The organism is Bacillus sp. GM2 (assembly GCF_056155945.1).
On record NZ_JBRKSZ010000007.1, the window covers coordinates 719,361 to 735,040 of the forward strand.

At 47.1% G+C, this 15,680-nt stretch carries 20 protein-coding genes and 1 other annotated feature; of the genes, 18 read left to right on the forward strand and 2 right to left on the reverse strand.

The features are described from left to right. Nucleotides 1-8 precede the first annotated feature (8 nt). From ACVC9U_RS04600 to minD, 10 genes are all read left to right on the forward strand, one after another. On the forward strand, nucleotides 9-1,307 hold the full coding sequence (locus ACVC9U_RS04600) for a bifunctional folylpolyglutamate synthase/dihydrofolate synthase (RefSeq protein WP_305954529.1): 1,299 nt from the start codon (nucleotides 9-11) through the stop codon (nucleotides 1,305-1,307). 152 nt (nucleotides 1,308-1,459) lie between these two features. Continuing rightward, nucleotides 1,460-2,209, forward strand: a complete 750-nt coding sequence (locus tag ACVC9U_RS04605; RefSeq protein ID WP_075752033.1) for a prepilin peptidase — start codon at nucleotides 1,460-1,462, stop codon at nucleotides 2,207-2,209. 204 nt (nucleotides 2,210-2,413) lie between these two features. Then, nucleotides 2,414-3,448, forward strand: a complete 1,035-nt coding sequence (locus tag ACVC9U_RS04610; protein ID WP_075752034.1) for an SPOR domain-containing protein — start codon at nucleotides 2,414-2,416, stop codon at nucleotides 3,446-3,448. Nucleotides 3,449-3,870: 422 nt separating this feature from the next. Next, nucleotides 3,871-4,434: a Maf family protein gene (locus ACVC9U_RS04615; RefSeq protein ID WP_441390153.1), complete on the forward strand. Its 564-nt coding sequence runs from the start codon at nucleotides 3,871-3,873 to the stop codon at nucleotides 4,432-4,434. Nucleotides 4,435-4,488: 54 nt separating this feature from the next. Further along, complete coding sequence (radC, locus tag ACVC9U_RS04620) at nucleotides 4,489-5,163, forward strand: RadC family protein (protein ID WP_075752036.1); 675 nt, start codon at nucleotides 4,489-4,491, stop codon at nucleotides 5,161-5,163. An 87-nt stretch (nucleotides 5,164-5,250) separates the two neighbouring features. Beyond that, complete coding sequence (locus ACVC9U_RS04625) at nucleotides 5,251-6,261, forward strand: rod shape-determining protein (RefSeq protein WP_003184042.1); 1,011 nt, start codon at nucleotides 5,251-5,253, stop codon at nucleotides 6,259-6,261. Between the two features lie 30 nt (nucleotides 6,262-6,291). Beyond that, nucleotides 6,292-7,200, forward strand: coding sequence for a rod shape-determining protein MreC (mreC, locus tag ACVC9U_RS04630; protein WP_017474373.1), 909 nt, complete (start codon nucleotides 6,292-6,294; stop codon nucleotides 7,198-7,200). Continuing rightward, nucleotides 7,197-7,715, forward strand: a complete 519-nt coding sequence (gene mreD / locus ACVC9U_RS04635; protein WP_441390154.1) for a rod shape-determining protein MreD — start codon at nucleotides 7,197-7,199, stop codon at nucleotides 7,713-7,715. The genes mreC and mreD overlap by 4 nt, the downstream gene beginning before the upstream one ends. Nucleotides 7,716-7,768: 53 nt before the next feature. After that, the gene (gene minC / locus ACVC9U_RS04640) at nucleotides 7,769-8,449 is read left to right on the forward strand and encodes a septum site-determining protein MinC (RefSeq protein WP_075752505.1); all 681 of its coding nucleotides are present in this window, start codon (nucleotides 7,769-7,771) and stop codon (nucleotides 8,447-8,449) included. Between the two features lie 2 nt (nucleotides 8,450-8,451). Continuing rightward, nucleotides 8,452-9,258 (forward strand): septum site-determining protein MinD, encoded by an 807-nt coding sequence (minD, locus tag ACVC9U_RS04645; RefSeq protein WP_020452447.1) that lies wholly within the window; start codon nucleotides 8,452-8,454, stop codon nucleotides 9,256-9,258. Nucleotides 9,259-9,304: 46 nt separating this feature from the next. On the opposite strand, the gene ACVC9U_RS04650 is transcribed toward minD, so the two are convergent. Both ACVC9U_RS04650 and ACVC9U_RS04655 read right to left on the reverse strand, forming a co-directional pair. Further along, nucleotides 9,305-9,628, reverse strand: a complete 324-nt coding sequence (locus ACVC9U_RS04650) for an ArsR/SmtB family transcription factor (protein WP_023855421.1) — start codon at nucleotides 9,626-9,628, stop codon at nucleotides 9,305-9,307. Then, nucleotides 9,625-10,056 (reverse strand): SRPBCC family protein, encoded by a 432-nt coding sequence (locus ACVC9U_RS04655; RefSeq protein WP_035338321.1) that lies wholly within the window; start codon nucleotides 10,054-10,056, stop codon nucleotides 9,625-9,627. The genes ACVC9U_RS04650 and ACVC9U_RS04655 overlap by 4 nt, the downstream gene beginning before the upstream one ends. Nucleotides 10,057-10,201: 145 nt before the next feature. On the opposite strand from ACVC9U_RS04655, the gene ACVC9U_RS04660 reads away from it, so the two are divergent. From ACVC9U_RS04660 to ACVC9U_RS04695, 8 genes are all read left to right on the forward strand, one after another. Next, nucleotides 10,202-10,993, forward strand: a complete 792-nt coding sequence (locus ACVC9U_RS04660) for a peptidoglycan DD-metalloendopeptidase family protein (protein WP_075752037.1) — start codon at nucleotides 10,202-10,204, stop codon at nucleotides 10,991-10,993. Further along, on the forward strand, nucleotides 10,986-11,852 hold the full coding sequence (locus ACVC9U_RS04665) for a M50 family metallopeptidase (protein ID WP_075752038.1): 867 nt from the start codon (nucleotides 10,986-10,988) through the stop codon (nucleotides 11,850-11,852). Before ACVC9U_RS04660 ends, ACVC9U_RS04665 begins: the two co-directional genes overlap by 8 nt. A gap of 74 nt (nucleotides 11,853-11,926) precedes the next feature. Next, nucleotides 11,927-12,001: a sequence feature (ribosomal protein L21 leader region), on the forward strand. 12 nt (nucleotides 12,002-12,013) lie between these two features. Then, nucleotides 12,014-12,322, forward strand: coding sequence for a 50S ribosomal protein L21 (gene rplU / locus ACVC9U_RS04670; RefSeq protein ID WP_003184027.1), 309 nt, complete (start codon nucleotides 12,014-12,016; stop codon nucleotides 12,320-12,322). 12 nt (nucleotides 12,323-12,334) lie between these two features. After that, nucleotides 12,335-12,676: a ribosomal-processing cysteine protease Prp gene (locus ACVC9U_RS04675; protein ID WP_035338334.1), complete on the forward strand. Its 342-nt coding sequence runs from the start codon at nucleotides 12,335-12,337 to the stop codon at nucleotides 12,674-12,676. 12 nt (nucleotides 12,677-12,688) lie between these two features. Beyond that, on the forward strand, nucleotides 12,689-12,970 hold the full coding sequence (gene rpmA / locus ACVC9U_RS04680) for a 50S ribosomal protein L27 (RefSeq protein ID WP_003184023.1): 282 nt from the start codon (nucleotides 12,689-12,691) through the stop codon (nucleotides 12,968-12,970). A 226-nt stretch (nucleotides 12,971-13,196) separates the two neighbouring features. Beyond that, nucleotides 13,197-13,775: a sporulation initiation phosphotransferase B gene (locus ACVC9U_RS04685; RefSeq protein ID WP_075752039.1), complete on the forward strand. Its 579-nt coding sequence runs from the start codon at nucleotides 13,197-13,199 to the stop codon at nucleotides 13,773-13,775. 32 nt (nucleotides 13,776-13,807) lie between these two features. Then, a complete protein-coding gene (obgE, locus tag ACVC9U_RS04690; RefSeq protein ID WP_020452440.1) occupies nucleotides 13,808-15,094 on the forward strand; it encodes a GTPase ObgE in 1,287 nt (428 codons plus the stop codon). Between the two features lie 117 nt (nucleotides 15,095-15,211). After that, nucleotides 15,212-15,655, forward strand: a complete 444-nt coding sequence (locus ACVC9U_RS04695; protein WP_023855415.1) for an ACT domain-containing protein — start codon at nucleotides 15,212-15,214, stop codon at nucleotides 15,653-15,655. The last annotated feature ends 25 nt before the right edge of the window (nucleotides 15,656-15,680 follow it).

The following is a 15,680-nucleotide window of genomic DNA, read 5'->3' on the forward strand; positions in this document are numbered from 1 at the left end:
GAATGCGCTTGTTCAAAACGTTTGATGAAGCACTCAGCTGGATTAACGGAAGGCTTAAATTCGGCGTGAAGCCGGGTTTGGAACGAATGGAATGGCTGCTGAGAAAGCTCGGACACCCCGAGAAAAAGCTCAATGCGATTCATGTCGCTGGAACAAACGGAAAAGGTTCAACGATCGCTTTTCTCCGTACGGTATTAAATGAAGCCGGTTATACAGCAGGCACCTTCACATCACCGTATATCATTACCTTTAACGAACGGATCAGCGTTGACGGCGCACCGATCTCGGACGACGAATGGACGGCGCTCTTTAATGAGGTCGGGCCTCTCGTCCTTGAGCTTGAAAAAACCGAATTCGGAGCCGCCACCGAATTTGAAATTATTACGGCATGCGCATTTTTATATTTTGCTAAATACCGGAGCACCAATTTTGTTATTTTTGAAACGGGATTAGGCGGCCGTTTGGATTCGACAAACGTCGTGAAGCCGCTGTTAACGGTCATCACTTCGATCGGCCATGACCATACGGCGATATTAGGCGGTACGCTGAAAGAGATTGCCGCAGAAAAGGCGGGGATCATCAAACGCGGCGTTCCTGTTATCACAGCCGTTCATCAGCGTGAAGCAGCTGAAGTGATAAAGCGAAAGGCGATGGAGACAGAATCTGCTTTTATATCCCTTCATGAGGATTGCGAGCTGTACGGAGAGCGTTCACTGCCCGATGGAGAGCAATTTTCACTGAAAACACCGTTGCATCGTTATGAAGGAATTGAAACAAGCCTGATCGGCACCCATCAGCGGCAAAACGCGTCTTTGGCCATACTTGCGGCCGAATGGCTGACAGCCGAAAAAAATGCGGCCATCGGCGAAGAAGAGCTGAAACGCGGCATTCATAAGGCGGGATGGCCCGGCCGGTTTGAGAAGGTATTGAACAGGCCTCTTGTTTATATCGACGGCGCTCATAACAAAGAAGGTGTAGAGCGGCTTGCCGAGACGATCACGTCCCACTTCGACGGGCGGAATATTCACGTATGCTTCAGCGCTCTCAAAGATAAGCCGTACAGAGACATGATCCGCAAAATCGAGTCGTTTGCATCATCGATTCACTTCACATCTTTTGATTTTCCGAGAGCGGAATCTGCTCAAAAGCTGTTTGAGCAAAGTACCGCTGATCATAAAACATGTGATGAAGACATAGGCTCTGTTTTCCGCTATATCGAAGAACAAGCTGAAGATGAAAAAGCGGTGGTCGTTGTTACCGGGTCGCTTTACTTTATTTCCGCCGTCAGGGCAGCTTTAACTGAATAAAAAACATAAAAATGCGCTTTTGGCCATCGGCTGACGGCGCATTTTTATGTTTTATGAAAAGCGGAGGCGCTTCATATTTGCTAAAATAACAGCCTCAGGAAGCCGCTCTTTCCCATGAAGCGGTTAAATTTGATTGTGCGAGGCTGATGGTGATGTTCATCTTTTACCTTTTTACGGCGGGGTTAGTGCTCGGTTCCTTTTTTAGTTCGGCCGGGCGCCGCATTCCTGAAAAGATATCATTGATTGCTCCGCGTTCCCTCTGCCGGGCTTGCAAAAGAAAGCTGGGCCTCTCGGAGCTGATACCTGTTTTGTCCTATTTGATGCAGCGGGGGAGGTGCAAGGGGTGTCAAACCCCGATATCGATCGTGTATCCGGCAGTTGAGCTCTCCGCCGCCATCCTGTTTGCGTTTGCCGGCATGCACGTTGGGCATCAGGGGGAGCTGGTGATTGTGCTTGCTCTTATTTCCCTGCTTTTGATTGTCTTTGTATCTGATGTGACACATATGGTCATTCCGGATGCTGTTCTTTGTTTTTTCCTGATTGTCTTTGCTGTCGGACGGTTTCTTGTTCCCCTCGAGCCGTGGCATTCCGGTTTGAGCGGTGTGTTTGCCGGCGGCATGCTTCCGCTCTTGACGCTGCTTTTGACGAAAGGAGGGATCGGCTGGGGGGACGTAAAGCTGTTTGCGGTGCTCGGCATGGCGCTCGGCAGCCGCCTCCTCATTCTCGCTTTTTTCCTTTCGGCAGCCGCAGGAACGGTGCTTGGTCTTATTGCGCTGCTGGCAGGCAAGCTAAAGAAAAATGAACCTATGCCGTTTGCTCCCGCGATTCTGATCGGGACGCTGATAAGCTGTTTTTATGGCAATCCAATGATCGAGTGGTACCTTCAAATGGCACGGTGGTAAAAAATTTGACGAAACCTTTTTGGGCAAGACGACAAAAGTCTTGTTCTTTTTTTTTGAGGCTGTGATAAAGTGTGGACAATAAGAGGGACAGCCTTTGGGAGAACTCCTCCTTCCTTCTGGCTTCCCTCTGCCGATCGTATAGAGAGCGGCCAATCTGCCGCCTAATCTCAATATAAAACAATAAACGGAAAGCGAGGGAAGCACATGAAAAAACGGAAAAGCAAGAAAAACTCAGCTAAAAAAGCGCCCCAGGAAGACCCGCTTAAAGTGATGATCAATGGCAGAGAAGAGACCATCTACGGAAATGAAAAAGAGTTTTCCAACAGAAATGAAGAAAAGAAGTTCACCTTTTCAAACTGGGAAGAAAAGAGAAAGGCGGAACGGGAAATATCGGCTTCAAAAGAGGACGGCACACCTGAAACAGATGAATTTACATGGACGCCTCCAGACGAAGAAGAAACCGTGTACAAAGACGATCCCAAAGTGGTGGCGCCTTATCAAAAGAAAAACGAGGCCAAAAACAACCGAAAAGCGAAAACGTCCCTTACGTATCCTTTGAAGCGCTTTGCTGCAACCATTATCTTTGCTGTGTTGCTGGGCACGGGACTCGGGCTGTTTGCGCTGAATCTCGCAACCCATAAAGAAGGAGTGCCGGCATCCGGCAGCCTGGGGGCAGATGCGGAAAACGGACAGACGGTTAAAGCCGGTGACTCAGGTGCCGAAGAGAAAAAGAGCGGAGAAAAAAATAGCGGACAAGCGGGAGAATCTTTTAAAAGCTTTGCCGTTCAGGCCGGCAAGTTTTCATCTAAAGAAGGAGCGGAGACGCTGGCCTCTCAAATCGCAGACAAGGGGTATGCCGCCGTTTCGATTGCCAAGGACGACGGATTTTATGTGATCGCCGGAATAACGGGGGAAAAACAGATGACATCTGAAATTGGCAAAATATTAATCGAAAACGATTTTGAAGCGTGGGGCGGAAAAGAGCTTCCGGTTGCACTCGAGCCCGGTTTGCTGGAGCCTTTTAAAGAAGCGGCTGAGCTGTCGGCAAAAGCGATTCTCGGCGCGGAGGTTACATCTCAAAACATAGCTGATGTCAAAGCTGAACTTGACGGCGCCAAATCAAAAGGAGAATCTGACGAGGTAAAGAAGAGCATACTGGAAGCCGTCAACCTGCTGGAGAAACCGACCGCAGCCAACGGCTGGAAAAGCCAGCAGCTATTGCTGAGCCAAATAAAATAAAAAAACGGCAGAGTGAACGGCCCCCTGTCAAGTAGACAGTGGAAATAACGAAAACACACTAGACGGCTTTAGCCCTGTATTCCGCCGGGCTGAGGCCGTTTAGTTTTACTTGTAGACGATCGTGGTTGTAAAACGTGAACACCATACTTGTCCGCAATCTCTTTCAGCGAAGCATTTCCCTGATCACATTCTGACAGAATGTTCAGTTTTTCTTCTATCGTGTACCATTTCCCAGCCATAAAATTTTTATTTCATCTGTCTACTTTTAGAGGAGCATATCAGAGGGCGAGAGGTTTTTTTATTTTCACGATTTTTGTCATTAAAAAGTTACTTTTCTGAAATTGTGGCGGCGGCGTTCTTTTGGTAGGATAAAACAGGTATCTTTTTTTCCTATGCAAAAACCTTTGAAAGGATGTCTTCTTATGGCCCGACAGCTCATATTGGCTTCACAATCACCCCGCAGAAAGGAACTCCTCGATCTCCTGCAGATTCCGTACAGCATCGTTACGAGCAACACGGAAGAAAAATTAATTCGAAACTTTTCACCAGCAGAAAACGTCAAATGGTTGGCGGAACAAAAAGTGCGTGCAGTAGCCGAACAATATCCTGATGCCGTCGTGCTTGGCGCCGACACTATTGTTCTTTATGACGGGGCTTATTTGGGCAAGCCCAAAGATGCAAAAAGGATGCTGAGCATGCTTTCGGGAAAGACCCATTCAGTGCTCACCGGCGTCTGCATTAAAGACGGCGAGAGATGCGAAACATTTTTTGAAGAAACCGAAGTCTCTTTTTGGCCTCTTGAAGAAAAGGAAATCAGCGCTTACATCGCTACGGGAGAGCCGTTTGATAAAGCCGGTTCATACGGAATACAAGGAAAAGGCGCGCTTTTTGTCAAACAGATAAAGGGAGACTATTATACAGTTGTGGGTCTTCCGATTTCCAAAACGATGAGAATGCTGAAAACGTTTGATCTACACTCCTTTTGATGAACCGAACGAGAAGGGAATCAAAAGGGAGGGTTTATCATAAGCGATCTGCCATTGAAATTAAAGGATTTTCCTGATGAAGAAAGGCCGCGGGAACGCCTTCTCAACACAGGCGCCGAAAGTTTGTCAAACCATGAACTGCTCGCGATACTGCTCAGGACCGGGACGAAAAAAGAATCGGTTCTTCAGCTTTCAAGCCGGCTGCTTCAAACGTTTGACGGCCTCCGTTTGTTAAAAGAAGCATCCGCTGAGGAGCTTTCAAGCATTTCCGGGATCGGCCGCGCCAAAGCCGTGCAGATTTTGGCGGCGCTCGAAATTGGCCGGCGCATTCACAGTCTTGCCTGCAAAGACCGTTATGTGATCCGTTTTCCCGAAGATGCGGCCAATTTTTTAATGGGGGATATGCGCTTTCTGTCTCAGGAGCACTTCGTATGCCTGTATCTGAACACGAAAAACCAGGTGATCCACAAGCGAACAATTTTTATAGGAAGCTTGAACTCTTCAATCGTCCATCCGAGGGAAGTGTTTAAGGAAGCTTTAAAGCGCTCCGCAGCCTCATTCATCTGCGTCCACAATCATCCGTCCGGAGATCCGGCTCCAAGCCGCGAAGACATAGAAGTTACACAGCGCCTTCACGAGTCCGGACAGCTGCTTGGAATTGAATTGCTCGATCATATCATCATCGGTGATCAAAAATTTGTGAGCTTAAAAGAAAAAGGATATTTGTAACACTTTTTTTTTCATTAAATTAAGCTATAATAGAATTTATGGGTTTTTGCTTAGGAATATTGTTTTAAGAAAGGAAGATACATACAAATGTTTGGAATTGGTGCGAGAGACCTTGGAATAGATTTAGGAACGGCGAATACGCTTGTTTTTGTGAAAGGTAAAGGAATTGTCGTCAGGGAGCCTTCCGTCGTTGCGCTGCAAACAGATACAAAGCAGATCGTTGCAGTCGGAAACGATGCGAAAAACATGATCGGACGTACGCCCGGCAATGTCGTCGCCCTCCGCCCGATGAAAGATGGCGTAATCGCTGATTATGAAACAACAGCGACAATGATGAAACATTATATTAGCAAAGCTGTTAAAAACAAAGGCTTATTTGCGAGAAAGCCGTATGTCATGGTTTGTGTCCCGTCGGGAATTACGGCGGTTGAGCAGCGTGCGGTTATCGACGCCACGCGCCAGGCCGGGGCGAGAGATGCATATCCGATTGAAGAACCGTTTGCAGCGGCGATCGGAGCCAATCTTCCTGTTTGGGAACCGACTGGAAGCATGGTGGTCGACATCGGCGGCGGAACGACCGAAGTCGCGATTATTTCTCTCGGCGGCATCGTCACATCCCAGTCTATCCGCGTTGCCGGTGATGAAATGGATGAAGCAATCATTACTTATATTAGAAAAACATATAACTTGATGATCGGTGACCGTACTGCGGAAGCGATCAAACTTGAAATCGGTTCTGCCGAAGCTTCTGAAAACGGAGAAAGCATGGAAATCCGCGGCCGCGATCTTTTAACAGGTCTGCCGAAAACGATTGAAATCACTGAAAAAGAAATTACAGCGGCGCTTCGCGACACTGTGACTGCAATTGTCGATGCCGTAAAAAATACGCTTGAAAAAACTCCGCCTGAACTCGCGGCTGATATTATGGACCGCGGAATCGTCCTGACGGGAGGCGGTGCGCTGCTGCGCCACTTGGACAAAGTCATCAGCGAAGAAACGAAAATGCCGGTTTTAATTGCGGAAGACCCTCTTGACTGTGTAGCGATCGGAACAGGTAAAGCTCTCGAGCAAATTCATCTATTTAAAGGCAAAAATTAAGGACACAGGGAATAGAAGAGGTGTATAATCATGCCGCAGTTTTTTACGAATAAACGGTTGATGCTTTTACTCCTTTGTATCATCATTTTAGTGGCAATGATTGGATTTTCGTTAAAGAATGACCGGAATGCAACTTGGCCCGAAAAATTTATTGGCGATACAACTGGTGTATTCCAGACGATTTTTCATACGCCCGCTCAATTTTTTGCGGGCTTCTTTGAAAATATCGAAGACTTAAAAAATACGTACAGCGAAAATGAGCGCCTGCGGAAAAAGCTCGACGGCCAGACGCAATACGAGGCAAAGCTGCAAGAGCTTGAAAATGAAAATAAGTCTTTAAGAAAAGAGCTCGGCCATTTGAAATCAATTAAAGACTATACGCCGATTCTGGCGACCGTTATCGCCAGAAATCCCGATAAGTATGAGTGGTGGAACCTGATCACGATTAACAAAGGTTCTAAGCACGGCGTCGAAAAGGATATGGCGGTCACAGATGAAAACGGCAACTTGATCGGAAAAATCAAAAGCACAAAAGTGAACAATTTCACTTCCACCGTCCAGCTTTTAAGCGCAACAGACAGAAACAACAGAATTTCTACGGTTATCGCTGCAAATAAAGGCAAGAAAACGGTCAACGGAATCATCAACGGCTACGACTCCGAGAAAAAGGCGCTGTCAATGGAAATCATTGAGCCTGATGAAGACAGGGAAGTGAAAAAAGGAGACCTCGTCGAAACTTCCGGCGCGGGCGGCGTTTTTCCGAAAGGCCTGACAATCGGAAAAGTGACAGAGGTGGAACCCGATTCCTACGGCTTGACGAAAATCGCTTATGTAGAGCCGGCGGCCGATATGTATAACCTTGATAACGTCATCGTCGTCGACAGAACGCTTGATACGGTGGATGTCGACAAGATGGACGATGAGGAGGAAGGTTCGTGAAACGCTTCCTTCTTCCCGTCGTTATGATGTTTGTTTTAGTATCTGACAGCGTCTATGCGGATTTTGTCAACCTGCCTTTTGTGACGGAAGAACAGCAGCTCATACCGCGTTTTCTGCTGCTTGTCTTAGTTTTTATGACGGCTTATGTCAATCAGCCTTTTGCCATTACATATGGATTTATTTTCGGACTGTTATATGATATTAATTACACCGACCTTTTAGGTGTATATATGTTCGGTTTTGCCGGTATTTGCCATTTATCGTCAAAAGCATTCAAAGTATTGCAGACAAACGCGCTGGTCGTCATTTTTATTTCGCTGCTCGCCGTCTGTGTTCTTGAATTTTACCAATATGGCGTGCAGATGCTGATACGTCCGGAAATCATGCCGTTCCATCAATTTGTGCTCGGCAGACTCCTGCCTACGCTTGGACTGAACGCCGTTGGTGGCCTTTTGCTCATTTACCCGTTCAAATGGTTTTTTACCAGTCTTAAGAAAGAGCTGAGGAATGAGTAAAAGAGGATTTTATGAGCCGATGTCGAAAAGAGTATGATGTTGAGGTGAACACCGTGAAGACCCAAAAGCAGCAATACGTAACAATTAAAGGAACGAAAAATGGATTGACGCTTCATCTTGATGACTCATGCTCTTTTGAAGAATTATTGTACGGTCTTCAGGATATGCTGTCACTCGAACATTATATGGATGGAAAAGGCCAGAAAATCAGTGTGCTCGTTAAGCTCGGCCACCGTTATGTGACAGAGGAGCAAGAACAGATCCTGACCGATGTGATCACTGAGAAACAAAATCTGTTCATCCACTCCATTGAAAGTGAAGTCATGACCAAAGATGAAGCAAACCGTTTAAAAGCGGAAAGCGAAATTATTTCTGTCGCTAAAATTGTCCGTTCAGGGCAAGTCCTCGAAACGGAGGGCGATTTGCTTCTGATTGGGGATGTGAATCCGGGAGGAATGGTGAAGGCCGGAGGGAATATTTTCATCCTCGGCTCATTAAGAGGGATTGCCCACGCCGGTTTTAATGGAAATAAACGAGCTGTTATTGCGGCTTCGGATATGAGACCGACTCAATTGCGTATCAATCATGTGCTCAATCGCTCCCCAGACCACATCCAAGAAGGGAACGACATGGAATGTGCTTATTTAGATGAAAATGAGAATATGGTCATTGACCGCCTTCAGCAATTAGCTCATTTAAGACCTAGTTTAACAAGGCTTGAGGGAGGAATGTAAAATTGGGTGAAGCTATCGTAATAACCTCGGGGAAAGGCGGAGTAGGCAAAACGACGACATCCGCAAATCTTGGCACCGCCTTGGCCATATTGGGAAAACGGGTATGTCTCGTTGACACGGATATCGGCCTGCGCAATCTTGATGTTGTCATGGGCCTTGAAAATAGAATCATATATGATTTGGTAGATGTCGTTGAGGAGCGATGCAAAATCCATCAGGCGCTTGTGAAAGATAAACGCTTCGATGATTTGCTTTATTTGCTCCCGGCCGCTCAGACAAGCGATAAGTCGGCTGTTCTTCCCGAGCAGATGGTCAAGCTTGTGCAGCAGCTCAAACAAGACTTCGACTACATTGTCATCGACTGCCCTGCAGGGATTGAGCAAGGTTATAAAAATGCGGTCTCGGGCGCTGACAAAGCGATTGTCGTGACGACACCGGAAATCTCCGCTGTTCGTGACGCCGACCGGATCATCGGCCTGCTTGAAAAAGAAGAAAATATTGAGCCGCCGAGACTTGTCGTCAACCGGATCCGCAACCACTTAATGAAAAACGGCGATACGCTGGATGTTGATGAAGTCATTCAGCACTTGTCGATCGAACTGATCGGTATTGTTGCGGATGATGACGAAGTGATTAAAGCTTCCAATAACGGGGAGCCTGTCGTCATGGATCCGAACAATAAAGCTTCAATCGCATACCGGAACATCGCCCGCCGCGTGCTGGGCGAATCTGTGCCTTTACAGTCGTTTGAAGAAGAAAATAAAGGCGTTTTCGCAAAGATTAAATCATTTTTCGGCGTACGCGCTTAACTTGCAAAAAAGCAATCTCCAAAGCGAGATTGCTTTTTTTGCAGTTTCATTGATCGTTTTCGACTTTGTGCTTTAACAAGGAAAGCTTATTGTCCCAATACATGTCGAAGTAGGCGAGCCATTGCTGCAGCTCCGCGAGAGGTTCGGGATGAAGCCTGTACAGTTTTTCTCTGCCCGCTTTTCTCCCGCTGACAAGCCCGGCTTCTGACAAAATTCTCAGATGCTTTGAAACAGCCGTCCGGCTCATCGGGAAATGAGTGCTAATATCTGTTACAGGCAATTCTCTGCCGGCGAGGAGCTTCAGCATTTTTCGCCGTGAGGGATCGGAAACGGCTTGGAACACATCATGTTTTACGGCCGATGATGTCACGAGCCTTCAACTGCCTGACGCAGCTTTTGATTGACGATCGCTTCCCAGCCGCCATTCATCCGATTGCGGACATCCGCTTGTTTTTCTCCCGCTTTTGAAACCGTTTCTTCCGGCGCGCCCCATCCTGAATGAATCAGGGTAAATTCGGTTTTTTCTGCAGATAGCTTTTTCAATTCAAATGTGACGATCCATCCCGATGTATCCCAGCTGAATGCGAGTCGATGCGGCGCTTCAAGCTCGATCACTTTGCACGGGGAGGGGCCGAACGGAGACTGCAAGGTGAATTCACAGCCGATCTCCGGACGGAAATCATTTGGCATAAACCAGGCGGCGATGCCTTCACTGGTGGCGACGGCCTCCCACACTTTTTCTATCGATGCGTGAAAAACAGCCTGTTTATGTATATCAGGCACTTGTTGATTGCTCATAATAGACCTCCTAGAAAAAAGTAAAACCAAATGGTTTCCTATCCATTATATGAAACCATTTGGTTTTATGTCAATGTTCCGTCATAATCCCCTGGGACAAGGCATATCATTGAACAAACGAACCTGAATGTAAAGGATGAGGGTTATGAGTCATAGAGCAGATGAGATTCGAAAAAGAATGGCCAGGAAAAGAAAGCGGAAGACGCCGGACAAACAGCCCTTTTCGTCAGGCGGCAAAAAGCTGCCGGTCAAGCCGCCTGCATGGACAGCCTTTTCAGAAGATGAAAAGGGAGGAGACTTCTCTCCGCCCGAAGGAAGCTCCCTGCTGATAAATGGGAAGCATCCTCTTGTCAAAGCGGATGCGCTCATCATGAAATGTCTTCTGTCGGCATGCCTTGTCCTTGTGTCCGCCATTGCCTACAAAGGCCAGTTTGAACCCGCAAACCAAATCAAACCGGTCATCAGCCAGGTGTTTACTGAAGAGTTCCAATTTGCGGCCCTCCAGAATTGGTATGAATCCAAGTTTGGCGATCCCCTCGCATTCTTTCAGCCGAAAGGCGACAAACCATCCGGCCAGGTCGAGGTGAATCAGGATCTCGCTGTTCCTGCCATGGGAAAGGTTCAGGAGAAATTCTCAGGCCAGGGCATTAAGGTAGAAACAGAAGACGAAACGATCCGCAGCATGAAGGAAGGCTATGTCATTGAAGTGGACAAAAATCCGGAAACGGGCCTGACGGTGGTTTTGCAGCATGCGGACAACAGCTATACCTACTACGGTCAGCTGAAAAAAGCGAATGTCGCTTTATACGATTTTATAGATAAAGGAACGAAGCTCGGAACGATTAAGCAGGATAAAAATCAAAAAGGTGTCTATTACTTTGCGATCAAACAAGGCGAGGAATTTGTTGATCCGATACAGGTGATCACATTTGAATAAATGGACGGAGCTCTTCACCAAGCTTCACATTCACCCTCTGCTGTGGCTTGTCATGGCGATCGGTATCATGACAGGACATATTAAAGCGCTGTTATGTTTAATGATCGTTATTTTGATCCACGAGCTTGGCCACGCTGCTGCTGCCGTTTATTTTTCATGGAGAATTAAAGGCATTTTCCTGCTGCCTTTTGGGGGAACGCTTGAAGTCGATGAACATGGCAACAGACCGTTAAAGGAAGAGCTGGCCGTCATCGCCGCGGGGCCTGTTCAGCATATCTGGCTTCAATTTGCTGCCTGGCTTTTGGCGGTCAATTCGCTCGTCAGCCCTCATATATTTGAAACGTTTACCTTTTACAATCTGACCATCCTCTTGATTAATCTGTTTCCGGTTTGGCCGCTTGACGGCGGGAAGCTGCTGTTTTTGCTGTTTTCAAAACACCTTCCGTATCAGAAAGCACAGCGGATGATGCTGGCTGTGTCATGCTTTTGCTGCGCTGTTCTAATCGCGGCAATTTTGTTGGTTTCCCCGTCACAGCTGAGCGCTTGGGTGCTCCTCGTATTTTTGGCTGCATCCCTTTACCAGGAATATCGCAATCGCCATTACGCCCATATCCGTTTTTTGCTTGAGCGGTATTATGGAAAGGAGAGGGAAGTGCGACGCCTCGCCCCGATCACGGTGTGCGCCGAACAGCGGGTTTATGAGGTCATGCTCCTGTTTAAAAGAGGCTGCAAACACCCGATCATTATTGAGAAGGACGGACAAAAACTGAGCCAGCTTGATGAAAACGAAGTTCTCCACGCTTATTTTACAGACAAGCGCACGACTTCCTCAATGGAAGATCTGCTTTTGGTTTATTGACTATATCCATCTTCTAAAAGACATTGACACTCGAGCTCTTTTCTGGTATATTTTTTAATGTTATGGATGTAGCACCCGTGCTACAACCGCTCAGCACAGGTGTTAAGTGCTTTCTTAGCCCCCTGTGACTGGCGAGTCTTAGTTTATTAGGAGGTGCAGAGATGTACGCAATTATTCAAACAGGCGGAAAACAAATCAAAGTTGAAGAAGGCCAAACTGTATACGTCGAAAAGCTTGCTGCTGAAGCCGGCGAAACAGTTACTTTTGACAACGTATTGTTTGTCGGCGGTGAAAATGTTAAAGTTGGCAGCCCTACGGTTGAAGGCGCTACGGTAACAGGCAAAGTTGAAAAACAAGGCCGCGCGAAAAAAATTACCGTATTTAAGTACAAGCCGAAGAAAAACCAACATAAAAAACAAGGTCATCGTCAACCTTACACTAAAGTTGTAATCGAAAAAATCAACGCTTAAGGCGTGTATGATATGATTCATGCAAAGGTTACCAGAGCCCGATCGAACAAAGACATCTTAGGCTTTGAAATGTCGGGACATGCGAATTTTGCTGAACATGGTCAGGATCTCGTTTGTGCAGGGGCATCGGCGGTCGCCTTTGGAGCTGTTAATGCCGTCATGAAGCTGACGGGCATTGAGCCGGTCATTGACCTCGGGGAAGACGGCGGATTTTTATCTTTCGGATTCCCGGACGGTACGGATCGGGAGGCTTTTGAAAAGGCGCAGCTCCTTCTCGAAGGCATGATCGTCTCCCTTGAAACGATCGAACGAGACTACAAAGGTTACTTAAAAGTAACGACGAACAGAATATAGGAGGTGAGCTACATGCTAAGATTAGATCTTCAGTTTTTTGCATCTAAAAAAGGAGTAGGTTCAACGAAGAACGGACGTGACTCTGAGGCGAAGCGCCTAGGTGCTAAACGTGCAGACGGTCAATTCGTATCTGGCGGTTCCATCCTTTATCGTCAGCGCGGAACAAAAATCTATCCAGGTGAAAACGTTGGGCGCGGCGGAGATGACACTCTATATGCAAAAGTCGACGGAACTGTTAAATTCGAACGTTTCGGCCGTAACCGCAAAAAAGTGAGCGTATATCCTGTAGCCTAACCTTTAAACGAAACTCCGGTCGTTCTGACCGGAGTTTTTTACATACAGCACCGTGACTAGCTTAAAAACACCTTCCCGCCCCCTGGAAAAGGCCGGGTTTCCGCTCTGATTCTGCTTCTTTAAAGTATATAAACGTGTTTCATTTATACTGCCTTCTCTGTTATAATTCAAAGTACAAACTGAATCAGACTCCTAAAATAGAGAACAAACGATTGGGAGTGCAAAAATGGAAGAAACTTCGAAAAAACAAGAAAAGAATATGGACGATAAGGCTTTGACCCATGAGCTTATCCATCTGCTCAGCCACTCAAGGCACGACTGGATGAATAAACTGCAATTGATTAAAGGAAACTTAACATTAAAAAAGTATGACCGCGTATTTGAAATTATTGATGAAGTGGTCATCGAAGCTCAGCATGAATCAAAGCTTTCAAACCTTAAAATCCCGCGTGCGGCGTATGAGCTGCTTACATTTAACTGGATGGCCCATTCGCTGACGCTTGAATATGAGGTGATCGGTCAGGTCAGGGATTTGTCAGCTTATGAAGAGAAGCTCGTCGTTTTCGTCAGAAAGCTGTTTGGGACTTTTGAGGATGCCGTTTTGAAAGGCGGCGACAATCATCTGACGATCACGCTGCAGACGGACGGTCCGGACGACCGGCTTGTCATCTTTCTGGATTTCCACGGCGTATTCACAAAGCTGACCGGTATTAAAGACTTTCATCATTCACTGGCTGATTTTTATGAAATCAAGCGGCTTGATGTAACAGACCGTGAGTGCATCGCCGAAATTCATATCAAGTAAAGCGGTTTTTTAGGAATAGAACGGAGGACATTATGTTTGTTGATCAGGTAAAAATATACGTAAAAGGCGGAGACGGAGGCAACGGTATGGTTGCTTTCCGCCGCGAAAAATATGTGCCAAAAGGAGGCCCTGCCGGAGGTGACGGCGGAAAAGGCGGAGACGTCGTTTTCAAAGTTGACGAAGGCCTCAGCACGCTGATGGATTTTAGATATCAAAGACATTTTAAGGCGACGCGCGGAGAACACGGCATGTCTAAAAACCAGCACGGCCGAAATGCAGAAGACATGGTTGTGAAAGTTCCGCCCGGCACGGTTGTCATTGACGATGATACAAAGCAGGTCATCGCTGATCTAACCGAACACGGACAGGAAGCCGTCATCGCAAAAGGGGGACGCGGCGGACGGGGCAATACCCGTTTCGCGACGCCTGCCAACCCGGCGCCGCAGCTTTCTGAAAACGGCGAACCCGGCAAGGAGCGCTATATCGTTCTCGAGCTGAAAGTTTTGGCCGATGTCGGCCTTGTCGGTTTCCCAAGCGTCGGAAAGTCAACGCTCCTGTCTGTCGTGTCTTCGGCCAAGCCGAAAATTGCCGATTACCACTTTACAACGCTGAACCCGAATCTCGGAATGGTCGAAACGGAAGACGGCCGCAGCTTTGTAATGGCGGATCTTCCGGGACTGATTGAGGGGGCGCACGAAGGAGTTGGCCTCGGACACCAATTCCTCAGACATATCGAAAGAACGCGCGTCATCGTGCACGTGATCGACATGTCGGGTCTTGAAGGGCGCGACCCGTATGAAGATTATGTGACCATCAATAAAGAGCTTGAACAGTATAATCTGAGGCTGACAGAACGTCCTCAAATTATTGTCGCCAATAAAATGGATATGCCGGATGCGGAAGAAAATCTGAAGGCTTTCAAAGAAAAGCTTACAGATGATTATCCTGTTTTTCCAATCAGCGCGTTGACCAGACAAGGGTTGAGGGATCTGCTGTTTGAGATTGCCGACCGTTTGGAAACGACACCGGAATTCCCGCTCTACGACGAAGAAGACATGACTGAAAACAGAGTCATGTATAAGCTTGAGGATGAGGAAGCGCCGTTTGAGATCAGCCGTGATCCTGACGGCACCTTTGTGCTCAGCGGAGCCAAGCTCGAACGCTTATTTAAAATGACGGATTTTTCAAGAGACGAGTCTGTTAAGCGTTTTGCCAGACAGCTTCGCGGAATGGGCGTTGATGACGCGCTTCGGGCCCGCGGTGCAAAAGACGGAGATACGATCCGTCTTCTCGAATTTGAATTTGAATTTATCGACTGATCATACCGGAGAGTTTGCCAGGCAAGCTCTCCGACTTTTAGCTGAAAGGAACGCCTTTCCTTTCGCTCACTGAATCAATGTAAAGGAATCAGGGTTTTTAAAAGGAGAGAAAAGTCTGTGAAAGAGGAGACCTTTTATCTTGTCAGGGAAGACGTGCTGCCGGAGGCAATGCGGAAAACACTTGAGGTCAAAAAGCTGATTGAGCGGAAAAAAGCGGAATCTGTAGCTGAAGCCGTCCAAAAGGTAGATTTGAGCCGAAGCGCTTTTTACAAGTACAGAGATGCGGTTTTTCCTTTTTATACGATGGTCAAGGAACAGATTATCACGCTTTTTTTTCATTTGGAGGACCGCTCGGGAACGCTGTCCCATCTGCTCCAAGTGGTGGCTGAATCGGGCTGCAACGTGCTGTCGATCCACCAGACCATCCCTCTTCAAGGAAGAGCGAATGTCACGCTGTCCGTCAGTACGAGAGGAATGGATGGAAATATCGATTTGCTGATGAACAAATTAAGAAAGCTGGAATTCGTAGAAAAGGTCGAAATACTAGGTTCGGGCGCTTAAAGGGAGAGAATGTCATATATCATGA